This is a genomic window from Bradyrhizobium sp. RT6a (genome assembly GCF_040547675.1).
Taxonomy (GTDB): domain Bacteria; phylum Pseudomonadota; class Alphaproteobacteria; order Rhizobiales; family Xanthobacteraceae; genus Bradyrhizobium.
Genome location: NZ_JBEPQC010000012.1, coordinates 181,682 through 194,708, shown reverse-complemented (window position 1 = coordinate 194,708; position 13,027 = coordinate 181,682). Strand labels below are relative to the sequence as shown.

Below are 13,027 nucleotides of genomic sequence, written 5' to 3'. Positions count from 1 at the left end.
CCTTCGAAGCTTCCATCACGGCGATCTGCTGGACACCGCTCGTGCTTATGGGCAGCGCGACGCCCCCAAGAGATCCCGATGAAGATGAAGAGGATGAGGAGGATGAAGATGACGAAGGCGGCGATGACGAACCGGCGGTCGTGCGCGAGCCGGACGAAGACTAGATTGACGCGTGTTCGGCCGTCGGTGCTATAATATCCCCCATGGGCTGGGATGCGAAAGACATAGAGCTCCTCACCAGGCTCTGGTCCGTAGGACATAGCGCGGCGCAGATAGCGCGGCGGCTCGGGTGCAGTCGTAACGCGGTCTGCGGCATGCTGACCCGTCAGGGCCTGAAGCGCGGTCACAAGTTGCTCACGGCAAGGCCCAAGATAAGGCAGACACCGAAGCTGAGGGCGACGTCGTCGGCAGCTTGCGCCCTTCCAGTCGCAAAGAAGGTGTCGCGGAACGCAGCGGAGAGGCAGCAGCCTAAGCAATTCAGCAAGCAGCAGCTTTACGAGATACTGGCTGAAGCGGTCAAAAATACCGGCTAGGTCACCGCGAGCGCCGTTGCACTGCGCTCAGTATTCGGCTCGGCTCGGCAGTTCGGGGGTCGTGCACCTTCCCAAGTTCGTCTGCTTCGGGTCAAGGTGCGAAGAACCCGGCCTGAGCAAAACCAGTCCGCTTCCACCCACGAAGCTGACCTCAATGAGACGGTTCGCCACTTCGCTGATGCGCCAGCAGCGTTGCATAGGACGGCGATGCCCCAAGACCGGTGCTGGGCTGATCTGTGCTAGGCTTCTTCAAAACATGGTTGGTTGGCTTTGGCGGAGGCGATTGTGAGGCGACGTGAGTTCATCGCGCTCCTCGGCGGCGCGGCGGCAATCCGACCACTCGGCGCGCATGCGGAGCGTCCGCCAGAGCGCATCCTCTATTTCACATACTCCGCCGGCTATCGGCATGATGTCATACCGCTTTCCAAGGTAATCCTGGCCCAGCTCGGAAGCAATTCGGGTGTCTTTGAAGTCACTGCAACGGAAGACACGTCCGAATTTTCTGCCGAAAACCTCGAGCGCTACGCGGCGGTGATGTTCTACACAACCGGAGAACTTCCGATGAGCGACGCGCAAAAGAGAGCTCTTCTCAGCTTTGTACGCTCGGGCCGCGGGTTCCTCGGTGTTCATTCTGCGACGGACACATTCTACACTTGGCCGGACTATCTCGATCTGGTCGGCGGCTACTTTAATGGTCATCCTTGGCATCAGGCCGTGAAGATCGAGGTGGTTGATCCTGGCGATCCCCTGGTGGCTTTCCTCGGAAATTCGTTGCAAGTTGAGGACGAGATCTACCAAATCAGCGACTTCGATTATCGTGGATCACGCGTGCTCCTGCGCCTCGACCCAAGCTCGGTGGACCTTGGCAAGAACGGCGTGCATCAGCGATTCTATGGCTGGCCTCTCACCTGGACCCGGTTCTATGGCGAGGGACGGGTATTTTATTCGGCGCTGGGCCACGAGCCGTCAGTTTGGCAGGATTGCCGCTACCAGCGACTCCTCACGAACGCTATCCTCTGGTCTATGCGAAGGTCGCCCTAGGAGACGCCGCCGCACTTCGCATTTGCGCCACCGCCGGATTCGTCGGGTGGTGTCCGTGCCAGAGGTTCGGAGGGTCTTGGTCTGCGACTTCCGTTCCGGGTCAAAAGCGGCTGGCGAGCCAAGTTCAGCTCGGCGTCCGGTTCACCAGCGATAGCGGACATCACGGCGGCTGAACTGCTCTTCGGCTTAGGGCCACAACCGGACTCACATGAGGCAAGAAAAATACGCGCGCTCGGTTATCGCTTGCTGCCATGCGCGTTGTGGAGAACTATGCTGGCGGCAAACCAGTCCTCTCGGAGACCTGCCTGAGGAGGAAGTTCAATGCGCCGCATCGTGGTCTCATTTCTATTTGCCGCCTGCACGAGCACACTACTGTGGGCACAAGAGGTCAAGCCCGACTGGCCCATTCCATCGGAATTGAAATGGGAAGCCATCAACGGTTATCCCATGGCCTACCGGGAAGCGGGTGAGGGTACACCCATCGTGCTGGTGCACGGCTCTACAAGCGATTACCGGATTTGGAATGCCCAATTCGGCGCCTTTAGTGTCGCTTACCGGGTGATTGCGGTCAGCCTAAGGCACTTTTACCCAGAACGCTGGGATGGCAGCGGCACCGATTTCTCAATCGAGCAGCACGCCCAGGACATCGCTACGTCGATAAACAAATTGAATCTCGGGAAAGTGCACCTCGTTGGGCACTCGCGCGGTGGCGCGGTTGCAGTCGAGGTTGCGAAATCGCACCCCGAAGTCATTCGAACGCTGGTGCTGCCGGATGGCAGCATCGAAATGCCGGTGTCCGAGACCGCCGAGGCAAAAGAAGCCGGAGATTTCACAAAAAAGCTAATCGGGACCTTGCAGGAAAACTTAAGAACCGGTGATACAGCCAGAGCCGCGGAGATCTTCGTCGACACGTTGAGCGGCCCCGGCACCTGGCTAAGGTTTCCCGAACCTACGAAGGAAATGTTTCTAGCAAATATTTACTCGGCGTTGGGGGACAAAGACCGCCCGATCAGCACATGTGTTGACGTCAAGAAGTTTGACTTCCCCGTGCTGCTCATGACGGCCGACAAAAGTCCAAAGAAGTTTGAGTTGATGTACCGCGAAATGCGTAAGTGCCGGGAGTTTCCTGCGACGGTGGTGATACCGAATGCAGCACATGGCATGCAGCGATTGAATCCGGACGTGTTCAACAAGCTCACGTTGGAATTCCTGTCCAACCATTGATTTCTCGTTGACTGGGTGTCCTCGAACGAACAATGGCCCGCTTTTGGTCAAAAACAGAAGTCGCGACCTCGCGGTGCAATGTTTGCCTTGCTCCCCGCGAGCGGACATCGTCAGCATAGAGCCGCCGGGCGCTCGCGATTTCGAACTCAAGATCAATTTCAAAACTCTGCCACAGTCGGAAGTCCATTGGCAGAAATTGAGAGAATCAAAAAGGAGCCTGAACTACGAACGCACATACGGGCTCAACAGAGCCGACCAACTGGCCAAAACGGGTTGCCGCCCCAGCGTTTGGGAAACTGGGGCGGCATTGGGGGGCTGGGTTGGTTGGTCACGGCGTTTGGGGGTGCCGTTGACGGGATAATAAAACTTCAATTCGGCCATAGAGCCAATTGTCCTGAGGTACAGGATCGGATTTTGCTTCTTCAAACCAAGCCTAGGGTTCGGCCTCATGACTGAAATCACGCAAGCCGCGTCCGCGAAATCTATGACCATTTTGCTTGTCGTTCCGGCCGATGACCACGCTGTCGACGGCAACCAAGCCGCAACCATCGTCGTCATCGAAGTCAAAGATCGCACAACGGACCGCCGTGCTAACTTCCTCCCATGGTACATAGACGCCCCCGGCTCAGTCATCCAGACTGAAGCCGTCTCATTTTCGGCGCGTGCGGTTTCTGCATAACAGGCTGACTAAGGGCTCGTACTCCGAAAGAGCCAAGCGATTGCAATGCGGCTGAGAGCCGCCGAGGTCGTTCGCGGCGACGCGCTCGTCGAGCCACCTGGGGACTTCGATCGATGTTGCCGGCAGCCCGACAGCCCCTCGGGTCGCATTCGCCCATTGGCACAAAGTGCAGTAGCCGCGGGCGGCAGATCTGTTTTGTCTACGGTGCGCCTTGCCGATTCTTTCCAGCCCCCAAGCTTCCAGGATTGGCGGGAACGTACAGGCCCCGGCGCGGCATCCGCTTCGCCGGGGCCACGGACGCGGAGGTAGTCCAGGACTATGGACGCAACGGCGGATCGGCAACGAGGTTTGGAGTTGGGTCGCCGCTGGGCAGAGCATGCGTCGGCACACGAGCTCGCGACCATGGTGAGCGGGTCGTTTGATGAACTGAGCCAAATACTGCCACCGGACGTATCTGATCAGTTCGTCGGCGGCTTTCGCGAAGGCGTGTTGCACGTCTGGCGCGGGGCCTAGGCGCCCCTCAGCACAACACTCCTTCTACGGTGTTCGACCGCCTTTGTTAGGCCCGCAGCCCTTGCCTTCTGCCTTGACGACCTTCGCCAAGCTCTCAAGTTGACGAGCCGAGTCCAGCCCAACATGCCACACTGAGCGACACTCAAATGAATTGCGCTGTTACGCAGGAGCTACGCTAATGCAGGGCGCGATCCGTTGCTTGCAAGCGGTTGCAAACTGGTTCGACCTAGGTAGCTCTGTTCTGAATGGCCGTTGGTAGAGTGCGAGATTTGTTTTTCTTACAATACGCGACGACCGCACTGGAATTCCGCTGCAGGCGGTCGTAATCCAATACACTGTTGCTTGCCGCTGCGTTGTAATAGCCGCTCATGAAGTATCTTACAAAATCTTGATCCGCTGAACCGTATGCCAACCAAGTTCCGCAAGTGATCTTGTTAAAATCCAGCGTAGCAGTAGGCACCGCATTTACGCCTATCGATTTTTCTAGCCCTGCCATCACACTGGCATTTGGGTTGGATTGGCACCACCCTCTTACGCTTGTGACATTTGCCCGATGCAGGTCAAAATCTACAAACGTCCTCCGACTTTCATAACTGAACCAGCCGGTCATCCAAGCCGAAAACTTGCTCGACGGTGCAGCCGACATGGCAAGATATTCGCCACAGGTGATGCTGCGAATATCGGCCGTCGTGGCGCGCGCCTCACTGGCCAAAGCTGAGGAGACTAAGACCAGCGCAAGCAGAAGCAATCTGCACCTCATTGTGATGACCTCCCGAGCAACAATTGGATACCAGACCAAGCAACATCGTGATCACACATCCCGTGACCACAACTGTATTCGGGCGTTGTGGCGACTGCCTAGTTGATCTAGATCAACGGCGGCGAAGCAATGTCCCTGCCAACCATCCCGGCTCAAGCAAAGTATGTCCTCGCGAAGGCAACGAAGTGCTCGTCACGTCAATTTAAGGATGGCGCACACTGACGCAAGAGACCGTGAGGTGGCGCTTACGCCTGCCGCGATTCGGGCGTAAAGTACTCACTCAAGAGTCGATCGATCACTAATTGGGTCTCAACTTCGGTTCGGAATCCTGCGAGGATCAAAATAGAACCTCGCCGCGATTCTTGCGCCAGAGACCTCTCGCGGGTATATTCGATCGTGATTGACGGGTCCGGGAAGTGCCGTCGGATCGAGGCACGACAAGACATGATCTCCCCCTCTTCCAAGTGAACTACTGCAAGCTGAAGCAGGGTAGAGGAACTCGCAAGTGCACCAAAGGGCATCGTCCTTGAGTACACTATGAATAGCACTTGAGCCGGCCTGCAAACCCGAGCGCTGCGGCAGCACGCCCGGAAGGGCACTTACGGAACTGAAGATCGCGCAGACTTACGTTCGGCTCTCATGCATCCCGGACAACGATCTAGGTATGTCCGTTTCAGTCGCCATGGTCGCAAAGTGTGAAATCCGGATGTTGCGAGGCCCGGAACTTGATCTGCATGGTGTGCCACTGTTCTGGCTAGAGCTGTTCGACCTCAGTGCAGAGCTTTCGCTCGACAGCGGCTGCTGCCAAAAGATTGAGGACGCGGTGCCCATATTTGACAATTTCGTCGCGCAGGCGCTTGCCATGAGCCGGCCGGATGGCGAGCCGCTGTGAATGATCACCGGGATCATCTGGAAGCACTGCGAAAGCAAGCAGCAGAAGCTGCGCTGATTAGCGCGCTGGCGACATCGCCGCAGAAGCGAGAACTTTTGGCGAAGATTGCGCAGCATTTCGACACGCTGTCGACTGAGCTGGAGCGAGCGGTGAAGGCCGGTTTATATCCAACGGACGAAAACCCACCAGGTATCCCCACAGGGGACTAAGTTGAGTCTCCTGGCAGGCTTCGACAGGTCCGCTCGCCGCGTTCGAAGCTGGTTACACATGCCCCATTCCCTGGGACACTCACGTCGCACTTCCGTTTATTGACTTAGATCAATTCCATTCCCGCGCGTGAGGCAAACTCGTTGAGGAGTCTTGCTGTTAGCCGGAAACGAGAATGCCGGATTTACTGCCAGAGAAGACGCTCTCGCGCATCTGATGTCAGTCGGGGAGGCACATCATGAGACCCCTTGCTCTGCTGCTCGCTTCAGCATTTTTGGTTGTATGCGCCGGCGAGAGCCACGCAGTGGTGAGAATTGCCAATGACCGTGGTGGCTTGATCCAACGTTACCTTGATCGATATGATGAGTTGAATGAGACTGGCCAGACTGTGATTATCGATGGCCTCTGCGCCTCCGCCTGTACAATCGCGTTAGCAAAGATCCCATCAAATAGGATCTGCGTTACTGAGAGGGCAAGGCTCGCTTTTCACGCAGCCTGGGACCTCGGCGACGGCGGGCGCCATATTACAAATCGAGAAGCCACGCAAATGATCTATTCGATGTACCCGGCTCCAGTTCGGAGTTGGATCTCAGAACGAGGCGGTTTGTCGCCTCACACAATTTTCCTCCGCGGGGCGCAGTTGCAGGCCATGTTTCCGCGCTGCTATTTGGACGCCGCAGTTTTCCTACGGTCGTAGTCCACCAAGGGCGCCCCAACTCCTTTGCTCCGCGCGAAGCACTACACACGCGACACCAGACCACGCGAACTAATAACCAGCTCAGAGTTCGGAATTTTTCCGCAATGTCAGGCGATCCCGTCTGATGCAGATCGTTCAGCAGACCCCGGCCTCAGACGAGTTGACGGATCGCAGCTAATCTTATTTCGCAGTTCCAAGAGATCGGTGAAGACATCTGCTTGGCGCCGCAGCTCATGTGCGAGCATGGGCGTTGACTCGTAGGTGTGGAGACGACCGTCACGCGCACCCCGCTCCGCTGCACTGCTTGGACCAACGTGCGAACAGGTACACGCAGTCAGACAGTGTATTATGAAGGTCGCTGGGGCCACGCGCAGTGAGGAGTTATCCGCGGCCATAATAAATGGTTGTGGCGATTAAGAAGGACAGTACCGCCTAAGGAGATCCGAGTCCGCGGAAGAGCCTGAAGGTTAATTAAGTCCTAAGCTTAGTAGAGGGCATCGGGTTCCCCCTCCCACCATTTTGGCGCTGCGGTGTGACAGGCAGGACACGGACGACATGGAGCGAGTCGTATAATTATGCTCTTGCAACTTGCGACAGCGTCGGCGACCGCCGACGCATGGGGATGGAGAACTCTGATGAAGAAGTTTCTGCTCGGTACCGTTGCGTTGTTTGCTTTGGGGCTCGCCTCCCCAGCTTCCGCTGCCGACATGGCGGCACGTCCGTACACCAAGGCCCCGCCGGCGCTGGCCGCTCCGATCTACGACTGGACCGGGTTCTACATCGGCGCGAACGGTGGCTGGGGTCAAAGCCGCAATTGCTGGGATTTCGTCGGCGCGGCCGGCGTGGTTTTCGCTGATGGCTGTCGCGAGCGCTCTGGAGGCCTGATCGGCGGTCAGGTCGGGTATCGTTGGCAGGCAAGCCAGTGGGTGTTCGGCCTGGAAGCTCAAGGTGACTGGGCGGACCTCAGCAGCCAGCGCGTCAGTCTGATCAACCCAGCGTTCTCGACCCGCACAAAAACGGACGGCATTGGCCTGTTCACCGGCCAGATCGGCTATTCCTGGAACGCTTCCTTGCTATACGTTAAAGGCGGCGCGGCAGTGACGAGCAACCGCTTCAGCATCCTCGACACGCTCACCGGAACTGAACTGGCAGCTGCGAGCTCAACCCGCTGGGGCGGGACTGTAGGCGTCGGCTGGGAGTATGGTTTCGCACCGAACTGGTCAGCCGGCATCGAGTACGATCATCTGTTCATGGGTGACGCGAACAACTCGTTCTCGGTAGCCAACCCCGTCGTTGCTGGCGCGCTGAACAGGATCAGCCAAGGCGTCGATATGGTCACACTGCGCGTCAACTATCGCTTCGGCGGGTACGGTGCGCCGGTGACCGCTCGCTATTGATTTCTTCTAACATTCGAAAACTAAGGCCTCGGCACCGCCGGGGTCTTTCTATGTAAGCGGGCCAGCGTCTGCACGAGTCGGTCCTGCCCGCAGAACGGGACGCTGGCAGTACGAGGGTTCGTACTTGCCTTCTTGAGACAGACTCGATCTCCTCGCCCGCGTCGGCCCGGGCTGTTCGGAGGGCCTTGCTCAGCCTGTTACGCAGTCAGCCCGACAGCGCTTTCCGGCCGGCCATTGGCACAAAGTGCACTAGCCAGAGACTGCGGATCTGCTTGTCTGCAGTGGCCTTGCCGATTCTTTCCAGCCCCCAAGCTTCCAGGATTGGCGGGAACGTACAGGCCCCGGCGCGGCATCCGCTTCGCCGGGGCCACGGACGCGGAGATAGTCCAGGACTATGGACGCAACGGCGGATCGGCAACGACGTTTGGAGTTGGGTTGCCGCTGGGCAGAGCATGCGTCGGCACACGAGCTTGCGACCATGGTGAGCGGGTCGTTTGATGATCTCAGCCAAATTCTGCCGCCGGACGTATCTGATCAGTTCGTCGGCGGCTTTCGCGAAGGCGTGCTGCACGTCTGGCGCGGGGCTTAGGACCTCAGCACAAGGGCGCCCGGATGAGACCAAGCGCCCTTGCACCCCCATCGTCGGCTGATCCAAGCTGTGAGTTCTAGGAGATCGTTGGGTGAGCCGAGGAACGCTGGAATACCAAGGGAATCAATAGCCGAGCCTCTTGTTGCAACTGAGGCAGACTCGCGTTCACGGGTCTCGCGCCGCGATCCTCTTAAGCGTGGCAATCTGTCGGAAGAAGGTCTTTATCGACTGGGCAGGGCTTCCGAGAACCTTAGCACCGGGTGCTAGATCCGAAATGACGCCCGCCTGCGCTCCGATTTCCGAACCTCGGCCTATTCGAAGATGCCCTGCCATAGCAGCCTGCCCCCCAACGCGGACGAAATCTTCAAGTACAGTTGAACCCGAGATCCCCACCTGTGCAACTACGACGCAACAGCGGCCGAGACTAACATTGTGACCGATTTGCACGAGGTTATCGAGGCGGGAGCCAGCGCCAATTACGGTGTCTCGCGATGATCCGCGATCAATCGTCGAATTGGCACCAACTTCAACATCATCTTCAAGAATAACTCGCCCAAGCTGGGGGATCGAGAGAAACCCGTTGCTGGTGGAGGCGAATCCTTCCTGCCCAATCCGCGCACCCGGATACACGTAAACGCGTGCTCCCAAAACCGCGTAACTAAGGCTCACATTTGCGCCAATCCGGCAGTCCCTCCCGACGGTGACCCCGCTTCCGATGACTGCGCAAGGACCGATCCGGCAACCCGGCCCTATCTCCGCTCCGGTTTCGATCACAGACAGGGGTCCAACTTCTGTCGAAGGATCAATTTGAGCGCCATCCGCTATTATTGCCGAAGGGTGAACGCCAGGACGAGGCGGTGGCACCGGGTAGAACAGCGCAGCAACGCGGGCCCAAGCCGCATACGGTTCGCTCGTTTGGATCGCCACAGTTGCCGCTGGTACTCGTGAAACCATATCAGGGTGAACGAGCACCGCGCCGGCGGAGGTTTGATCCAGGGCGGAAGCGTAACGGCGATTGTCTAGAAAGCTCACTTGAGTCGGTCCGGCCGCTTGTAAAGGGGCCAAACCTTCCAGCAATAATTCACGTTCGTCTGCCACACCCCGCGCCGTGCTAGCGACGAGCGCGAGTGGATGCGGACCAGTTCGCCGGAAGAACCTTGCACTGCCGAGCACTGTTTCGAGCATCACGTCCCCCTGCAGCAAACCGACTTCGGCTGGCATTCCTCCTCCGCCCGTCCCGGCCCATGTCTCTTGTGGTCAGTCGCAGCCGCGGCGAAAAGCGTTCCCTAGATGCCTTGGCCCAACAGCAATGTTGCTCTCTGCCGTCGGCAGAATTGATTCAGATCAAGACGCATCTTCGGCTGAGCACTTCGCACTGGCTAACGGGCCCGCAACGCGTTCAGAAAGCGGTTACAAGCCACTTGATAGCGGTAATTTTGCTGGCGCCACCACGCCGCCCTTGACCCCCGAGCACCTTGAAACGTGCCGACTCTTCTCCAGGCACACATCGGAGTTGACTTAGATCAACCTTCCGCTCGGCGATCGCCCTTTTTTGAATCGGGACAGGCTGGTAATTATCGAGCTTTCCGGTTTCTGAGATGAAAATGACGCGAGCATTGCTCTTCATTGTGGTGACAATCCTTTGCGCATCATGCAGAACCGACGCGCAGCTTGACCCGATCCAGGCCACCGCGATTATCGATGCGGCCGAAGTCACCGATAGAGAAGAATGCCTCTACCAAGAAGTCGCCCGACTAATGGAGCCAAAGGGCAGTTCACCAATCAGCCTGCAGAATGTTGCGGTGGCCGCGACTCGGTTTTGTAGCGCTACTGTGAGAAAACGACTCGAGAGGGCGGCCTCCGTATCCCCGTCTGATGCGCAAACTCTCGCACGCGATGATCAGATGAAGACAGAACACCGCGCGTTCGCCATCGGGTTGGAATTGCGTGAGAAAAGGACAAATGCGGGAATGGCAGGGAACTGAACGTGGCGGCTCCCGCCGGTTTTGTGCGTCGTTGCAACAGGTCCATCTCAGTAGTCAGCCCGCCAGTGTCTTCGCAGCGATCTATCTCGGAACATCGCCCACGCTCATCCCTGCAAAAGATACCTTTCCCCAGTCTGATTTTAAATCGAGTTTATCTATTCCCTTTGAAAGCCCCGACCCATGAAGGAATAATCGGTCCCCCCAAAAGATGGCCGCTACACCACCGGCAATGAGCAAGGCGGCAATCCCAAAGCGGCCATAAGCAAACATATCTCCCGACATTTGGCTGGTCCCTCTTTAAGGTCCATCCACCGTGCAAGTTCGAGAGGCAAGGGTCAAAGGGAGCTACCTCAAAAACGTCATCATACCCACAGTTTCGCGCTGCCGGTGCCCCTGCATCGAGGGCGCTCTCGAGGGTAGCGTCTGCTCTTGATCACGCCGTCGCCTTGTCCTCTTTGTCGGCCCGCGCATCACGATCCGGAGCGTGTCGTTCGGCAGCGGGCGCTGCAATGCCTTGGCCTCATCCCAGGGTGCGCGCATCCAAACGTCCCTCTCTTCGTCGGTGGTCAGGATCACCGGCAACGCCTTCGGATGGACGGCTCGACCACCGCGTTCGGCGAAGTCGTGAGAAAACCATAGACGTGATGCGGGCCGGGTAGCGGCTTCGACTTCGTGCCGCGATCACCGTTGAACGTGGTCCAGATGCCAGCAAAGGCGGTGAGCGGCCTGTCCTCGTCGAGCGCGAACCAGACCACGTACTTTTTCCTGGTCTCCGGGTTCGGCTCCGGCGCGTATTCTGCGAAGCTGTTGAACGGCACCAAGCAGCGGTTCTCCGGCTTCAGCCAAGGCGACTGTTACACCGGTCTCGTCGTGATGGCGTTGCGAAACGCGAGCGGCGAAGTGATGGTGGTAATGGTTCGCGTGCCCTCGCCCACACCCTGAATGGTGAGGTCGCCGTAGTCCATAAGGCGGCCAAGAATGCTCTGCTTCACATCAACGCTCTCAACTTTGTCGAGGCTCATCTCAAAAGTTTCCCGCTTGATGAAACCGGTCTTGTGGACAACCCGCATGTTGGTTACGTCGGTCTCGGTGGTCCACCGGTGGAACCAAGCCGTCGCCGTCCAGTACAAAGCCGCAAGCCCGGCTCCCGCCGCTAAGGCCAAGCAGGCCAACGCCAGCACTTCGGCGGTAAAGAAGCGCCACAGCACCAAAAATGCGACCATCACGATCCACGCAGCGATTGCGGGTAGAAAGTACATCCAGTGTTCGTTGGTCGAATACAGCAACCTCTCGCCGGGCTGTATGATTTTGTCGATATACCGCGCCATAGGGCTACCCTGAGTTAACCCGCCACCGCAGCAATTTGCGCCATTCGAGCCGATCAAGGCCTTGATCTATCTCAAGCCTTCGAACGACCAGCGCTGGAAGCTTGTCAAGCGAGAGCCGGACCAACCCTCCTCTAAGAGATCCGGAGTGATTGGACGGCTAAGTTTGTAATGGAATTGCGAAGGGTCCCGCCACGGTATGGTCCTTTCAGAGATCAGCCTCATACCGTTGCTTTGTCTTCCTTGTCAGCGCCACGCATCACGATCTTGAGCGCATCGTCCGCCAGTGGACGTTGCAGCGCCTTCGCCTCATCCTACGGCGCACGCATCCACACGTCGCGCTCTTCGTCGGTGGTCAGGATCACCGGCATGGCTTTTGGATAGATCGGTTCGACCACGGACTTACCGTGGGGACAGTGGAGACGTGATGGGGCCCCAGCTTCTTGTCGTTCCAACGTTTGTCAGAGACTTCGTTTTGCAGGCGCTTGAGTTCACCACAATAGAGCTGACGCCAATTTGCTTTCAACCCGGCGAGGCATTGGAGGTCACGGTCCGTGAAGAATGACATAGTGACGGAGACCTAGCTGAGACTGCGGTGGACGGGGTGCCCGGCACCACGGAGGTTGCGGGCCGCTTGTCCAGTTGGCGGATAGGACAGCCGCTTCGCCGTACGGTCGCTTGACGCAGATCAAGGTCGTTATATGACTGCCGCCAACACATGAACTAAACCCAGAACGGCCTTTCGTCATCCAAGCGGGTACAGGCGTCGGCAATGTCGGTGCGCAACTCGTGTAGCATGGCTTCAGCTCTCCGTCGCAGGCTAAGGTCTGCACCCGCAATGCGCGCTGGCCAGCCGCCGAGCTTCGTCAACACAACTCCAGCCATCTGCTCGATCATGGCTTCGTGTGCCTCACGGCTCACCAGCTCGCGCCGGGCCTCCACAAGGCGCAACTGCAGCATCTCTGTCTTCAGCTTGACGTGATCCGCGTCGGCCTCAGTGCGCGGCGATTGCCGCCGCTCGCGACGAAGGTAACGCAGATATGCCACGCGGCTCAGATCGAGCTGAAAGCGGCCAGCTTGCTGCTGGATCACGCCTTCGGCCGCGAGCTTGCCGATGTAGGTCCGGCTGCAATTCATGGTGTAGCGCCAGTGCCGACGCGCTGACGGTCTTAGCGGATCGTAGTC

Annotated in this window: 15 protein-coding genes and 3 pseudogenes; 10 read left to right on the top strand and 8 right to left on the bottom strand. The window is 58.1% G+C overall.

Annotation, left to right across the window (positions count from 1 at the left end):
* Positions 1–203: 203 nt before the first annotated feature.
* The 4 genes from ABIC03_RS37240 (at position 204) to ABIC03_RS37225 (ending at position 3,477) form a co-directional block, all read left to right on the top strand.
* Positions 204–533: a GcrA family cell cycle regulator gene (locus tag ABIC03_RS37240; RefSeq protein ID WP_354065647.1), complete on the top strand. Its 330-nt coding sequence runs from the start codon at positions 204–206 to the stop codon at positions 531–533.
* A 285-nt stretch (positions 534–818) separates the two neighbouring features.
* Positions 819–1,574: a ThuA domain-containing protein gene (locus tag ABIC03_RS37235; RefSeq protein WP_354065645.1), complete on the top strand. Its 756-nt coding sequence runs from the start codon at positions 819–821 to the stop codon at positions 1,572–1,574.
* 321 nt (positions 1,575–1,895) lie between these two features.
* Positions 1,896–2,798, top strand: a complete 903-nt coding sequence (locus ABIC03_RS37230; RefSeq protein WP_354065643.1) for an alpha/beta fold hydrolase — start codon at positions 1,896–1,898, stop codon at positions 2,796–2,798.
* Positions 2,799–3,246: 448 nt separating this feature from the next.
* The gene (locus ABIC03_RS37225) at positions 3,247–3,477 is read left to right on the top strand and encodes a hypothetical protein (RefSeq protein ID WP_354065641.1); all 231 of its coding nucleotides are present in this window, start codon (positions 3,247–3,249) and stop codon (positions 3,475–3,477) included.
* A gap of 739 nt (positions 3,478–4,216) precedes the next feature.
* On the opposite strand, the gene ABIC03_RS37220 is transcribed toward ABIC03_RS37225, so the two are convergent.
* Positions 4,217–4,738, bottom strand: coding sequence for an HdeA/HdeB family chaperone (locus tag ABIC03_RS37220; protein WP_275174760.1), 522 nt, complete (start codon positions 4,736–4,738; stop codon positions 4,217–4,219).
* A 676-nt stretch (positions 4,739–5,414) separates the two neighbouring features.
* On the opposite strand from ABIC03_RS37220, the gene ABIC03_RS37215 reads away from it, so the two are divergent.
* The 3 genes from ABIC03_RS37215 to ABIC03_RS37205 all read left to right on the top strand — a co-directional run bounded on the left by ABIC03_RS37215 (position 5,415) and on the right by ABIC03_RS37205 (position 6,546).
* On the top strand, positions 5,415–5,642 hold the full coding sequence (locus tag ABIC03_RS37215; RefSeq protein WP_275174761.1) for a hypothetical protein: 228 nt from the start codon (positions 5,415–5,417) through the stop codon (positions 5,640–5,642).
* Positions 5,639–5,851 carry a hypothetical protein gene (locus tag ABIC03_RS37210; protein ID WP_275174762.1) on the top strand — a complete coding sequence of 71 codons (213 nt, stop codon included), beginning with the start codon at positions 5,639–5,641 and terminating at the stop codon, positions 5,849–5,851. The genes ABIC03_RS37215 and ABIC03_RS37210 overlap by 4 nt, the downstream gene beginning before the upstream one ends.
* A 236-nt stretch (positions 5,852–6,087) precedes the next feature.
* Positions 6,088–6,546: a hypothetical protein gene (locus tag ABIC03_RS37205; RefSeq protein ID WP_354065638.1), complete on the top strand. Its 459-nt coding sequence runs from the start codon at positions 6,088–6,090 to the stop codon at positions 6,544–6,546.
* Positions 6,547–6,653: 107 nt separating this feature from the next.
* On the opposite strand, the pseudogene ABIC03_RS37200 reads toward ABIC03_RS37205, so the two are convergent.
* Positions 6,654–6,865: pseudogene (locus ABIC03_RS37200) on the bottom strand (hypothetical protein); the annotation flags it as partial.
* Between the two features lie 316 nt (positions 6,866–7,181).
* Here ABIC03_RS37200 and ABIC03_RS37195 point away from each other — a divergent pair.
* Together ABIC03_RS37195 and ABIC03_RS37190 are read left to right on the top strand one after the other, a co-directional pair.
* Positions 7,182–7,943 carry an outer membrane protein gene (locus tag ABIC03_RS37195; RefSeq protein WP_354065636.1) on the top strand — a complete coding sequence of 254 codons (762 nt, stop codon included), beginning with the start codon at positions 7,182–7,184 and terminating at the stop codon, positions 7,941–7,943.
* 394 nt (positions 7,944–8,337) lie between these two features.
* Positions 8,338–8,532 carry a hypothetical protein gene (locus ABIC03_RS37190; RefSeq protein WP_354065634.1) on the top strand — a complete coding sequence of 65 codons (195 nt, stop codon included), beginning with the start codon at positions 8,338–8,340 and terminating at the stop codon, positions 8,530–8,532.
* Positions 8,533–8,697: 165 nt separating this feature from the next.
* Here the strand turns inward: ABIC03_RS37190 and lpxD are convergent, their stop codons facing one another.
* Positions 8,698–9,717 carry a UDP-3-O-(3-hydroxymyristoyl)glucosamine N-acyltransferase gene (gene lpxD, locus ABIC03_RS37185; RefSeq protein ID WP_354065660.1) on the bottom strand — a complete coding sequence of 340 codons (1,020 nt, stop codon included), beginning with the start codon at positions 9,715–9,717 and terminating at the stop codon, positions 8,698–8,700.
* A 419-nt stretch (positions 9,718–10,136) separates the two neighbouring features.
* Here lpxD and ABIC03_RS37180 point away from each other — a divergent pair, with 419 nt between their 5' ends.
* Complete coding sequence (locus tag ABIC03_RS37180; protein WP_354065632.1) at positions 10,137–10,517, top strand: hypothetical protein; 381 nt, start codon at positions 10,137–10,139, stop codon at positions 10,515–10,517.
* 81 nt (positions 10,518–10,598) lie between these two features.
* Here the strand turns inward: ABIC03_RS37180 and ABIC03_RS37175 are convergent, their stop codons facing one another.
* The 5 genes and pseudogenes from ABIC03_RS37175 to ABIC03_RS37155 form a co-directional block, all read right to left on the bottom strand.
* A complete protein-coding gene (locus tag ABIC03_RS37175) occupies positions 10,599–10,799 on the bottom strand; it encodes a hypothetical protein (RefSeq protein WP_275174766.1) in 201 nt (66 codons plus the stop codon).
* Between the two features lie 63 nt (positions 10,800–10,862).
* Positions 10,863–11,362, bottom strand: a pseudogene (locus ABIC03_RS37170) (SOS response-associated peptidase family protein); the annotation flags it as partial.
* A 9-nt stretch (positions 11,363–11,371) separates the two neighbouring features.
* Positions 11,372–11,845 carry a PH domain-containing protein gene (locus ABIC03_RS37165; protein ID WP_275174767.1) on the bottom strand — a complete coding sequence of 158 codons (474 nt, stop codon included), beginning with the start codon at positions 11,843–11,845 and terminating at the stop codon, positions 11,372–11,374.
* A gap of 218 nt (positions 11,846–12,063) precedes the next feature.
* Positions 12,064–12,243 (bottom strand): annotated as a pseudogene (locus ABIC03_RS37160) (SOS response-associated peptidase); the annotation flags it as partial.
* 322 nt (positions 12,244–12,565) lie between these two features.
* The gene (locus ABIC03_RS37155; protein ID WP_354065629.1) at positions 12,566–12,979 is read right to left on the bottom strand and encodes a hypothetical protein; all 414 of its coding nucleotides are present in this window, start codon (positions 12,977–12,979) and stop codon (positions 12,566–12,568) included.
* Between the last annotated feature and the right edge of the window lie 48 nt (positions 12,980–13,027).

Bases quoted from the DNA above. Each gene is read 5' to 3' on its own strand.
- ABIC03_RS37180 (WP_354065632.1), top strand. From the start codon at position 10,137: ATGACGCGAGCATTGCTCTTCATTGTGGTGACAATCCTTTGCGCATCA.
- ABIC03_RS37195 (WP_354065636.1), top strand. From the start codon at position 7,182: ATGAAGAAGTTTCTGCTCGGTACCGTTGCGTTGTTTGCTTTGGGGCTC.
- ABIC03_RS37155 (WP_354065629.1), bottom strand. From the start codon at position 12,979: ATGAATTGCAGCCGGACCTACATCGGCAAGCTCGCGGCCGAAGGCGTG.
- ABIC03_RS37165 (WP_275174767.1), bottom strand. From the start codon at position 11,845: ATGGCGCGGTATATCGACAAAATCATACAGCCCGGCGAGAGGTTGCTG.
- ABIC03_RS37230 (WP_354065643.1), top strand. From the start codon at position 1,896: ATGCGCCGCATCGTGGTCTCATTTCTATTTGCCGCCTGCACGAGCACA.
- ABIC03_RS37225 (WP_354065641.1), top strand. From the start codon at position 3,247: ATGACTGAAATCACGCAAGCCGCGTCCGCGAAATCTATGACCATTTTG.
- ABIC03_RS37190 (WP_354065634.1), top strand. From the start codon at position 8,338: ATGGACGCAACGGCGGATCGGCAACGACGTTTGGAGTTGGGTTGCCGC.
- ABIC03_RS37205 (WP_354065638.1), top strand. From the start codon at position 6,088: ATGAGACCCCTTGCTCTGCTGCTCGCTTCAGCATTTTTGGTTGTATGC.
- lpxD (WP_354065660.1), bottom strand. From the start codon at position 9,717: ATGCTCGAAACAGTGCTCGGCAGTGCAAGGTTCTTCCGGCGAACTGGT.
- ABIC03_RS37175 (WP_275174766.1), bottom strand. From the start codon at position 10,799: ATGTCGGGAGATATGTTTGCTTATGGCCGCTTTGGGATTGCCGCCTTG.
- ABIC03_RS37240 (WP_354065647.1), top strand. From the start codon at position 204: ATGGGCTGGGATGCGAAAGACATAGAGCTCCTCACCAGGCTCTGGTCC.
- ABIC03_RS37215 (WP_275174761.1), top strand. From the start codon at position 5,415: ATGTCCGTTTCAGTCGCCATGGTCGCAAAGTGTGAAATCCGGATGTTG.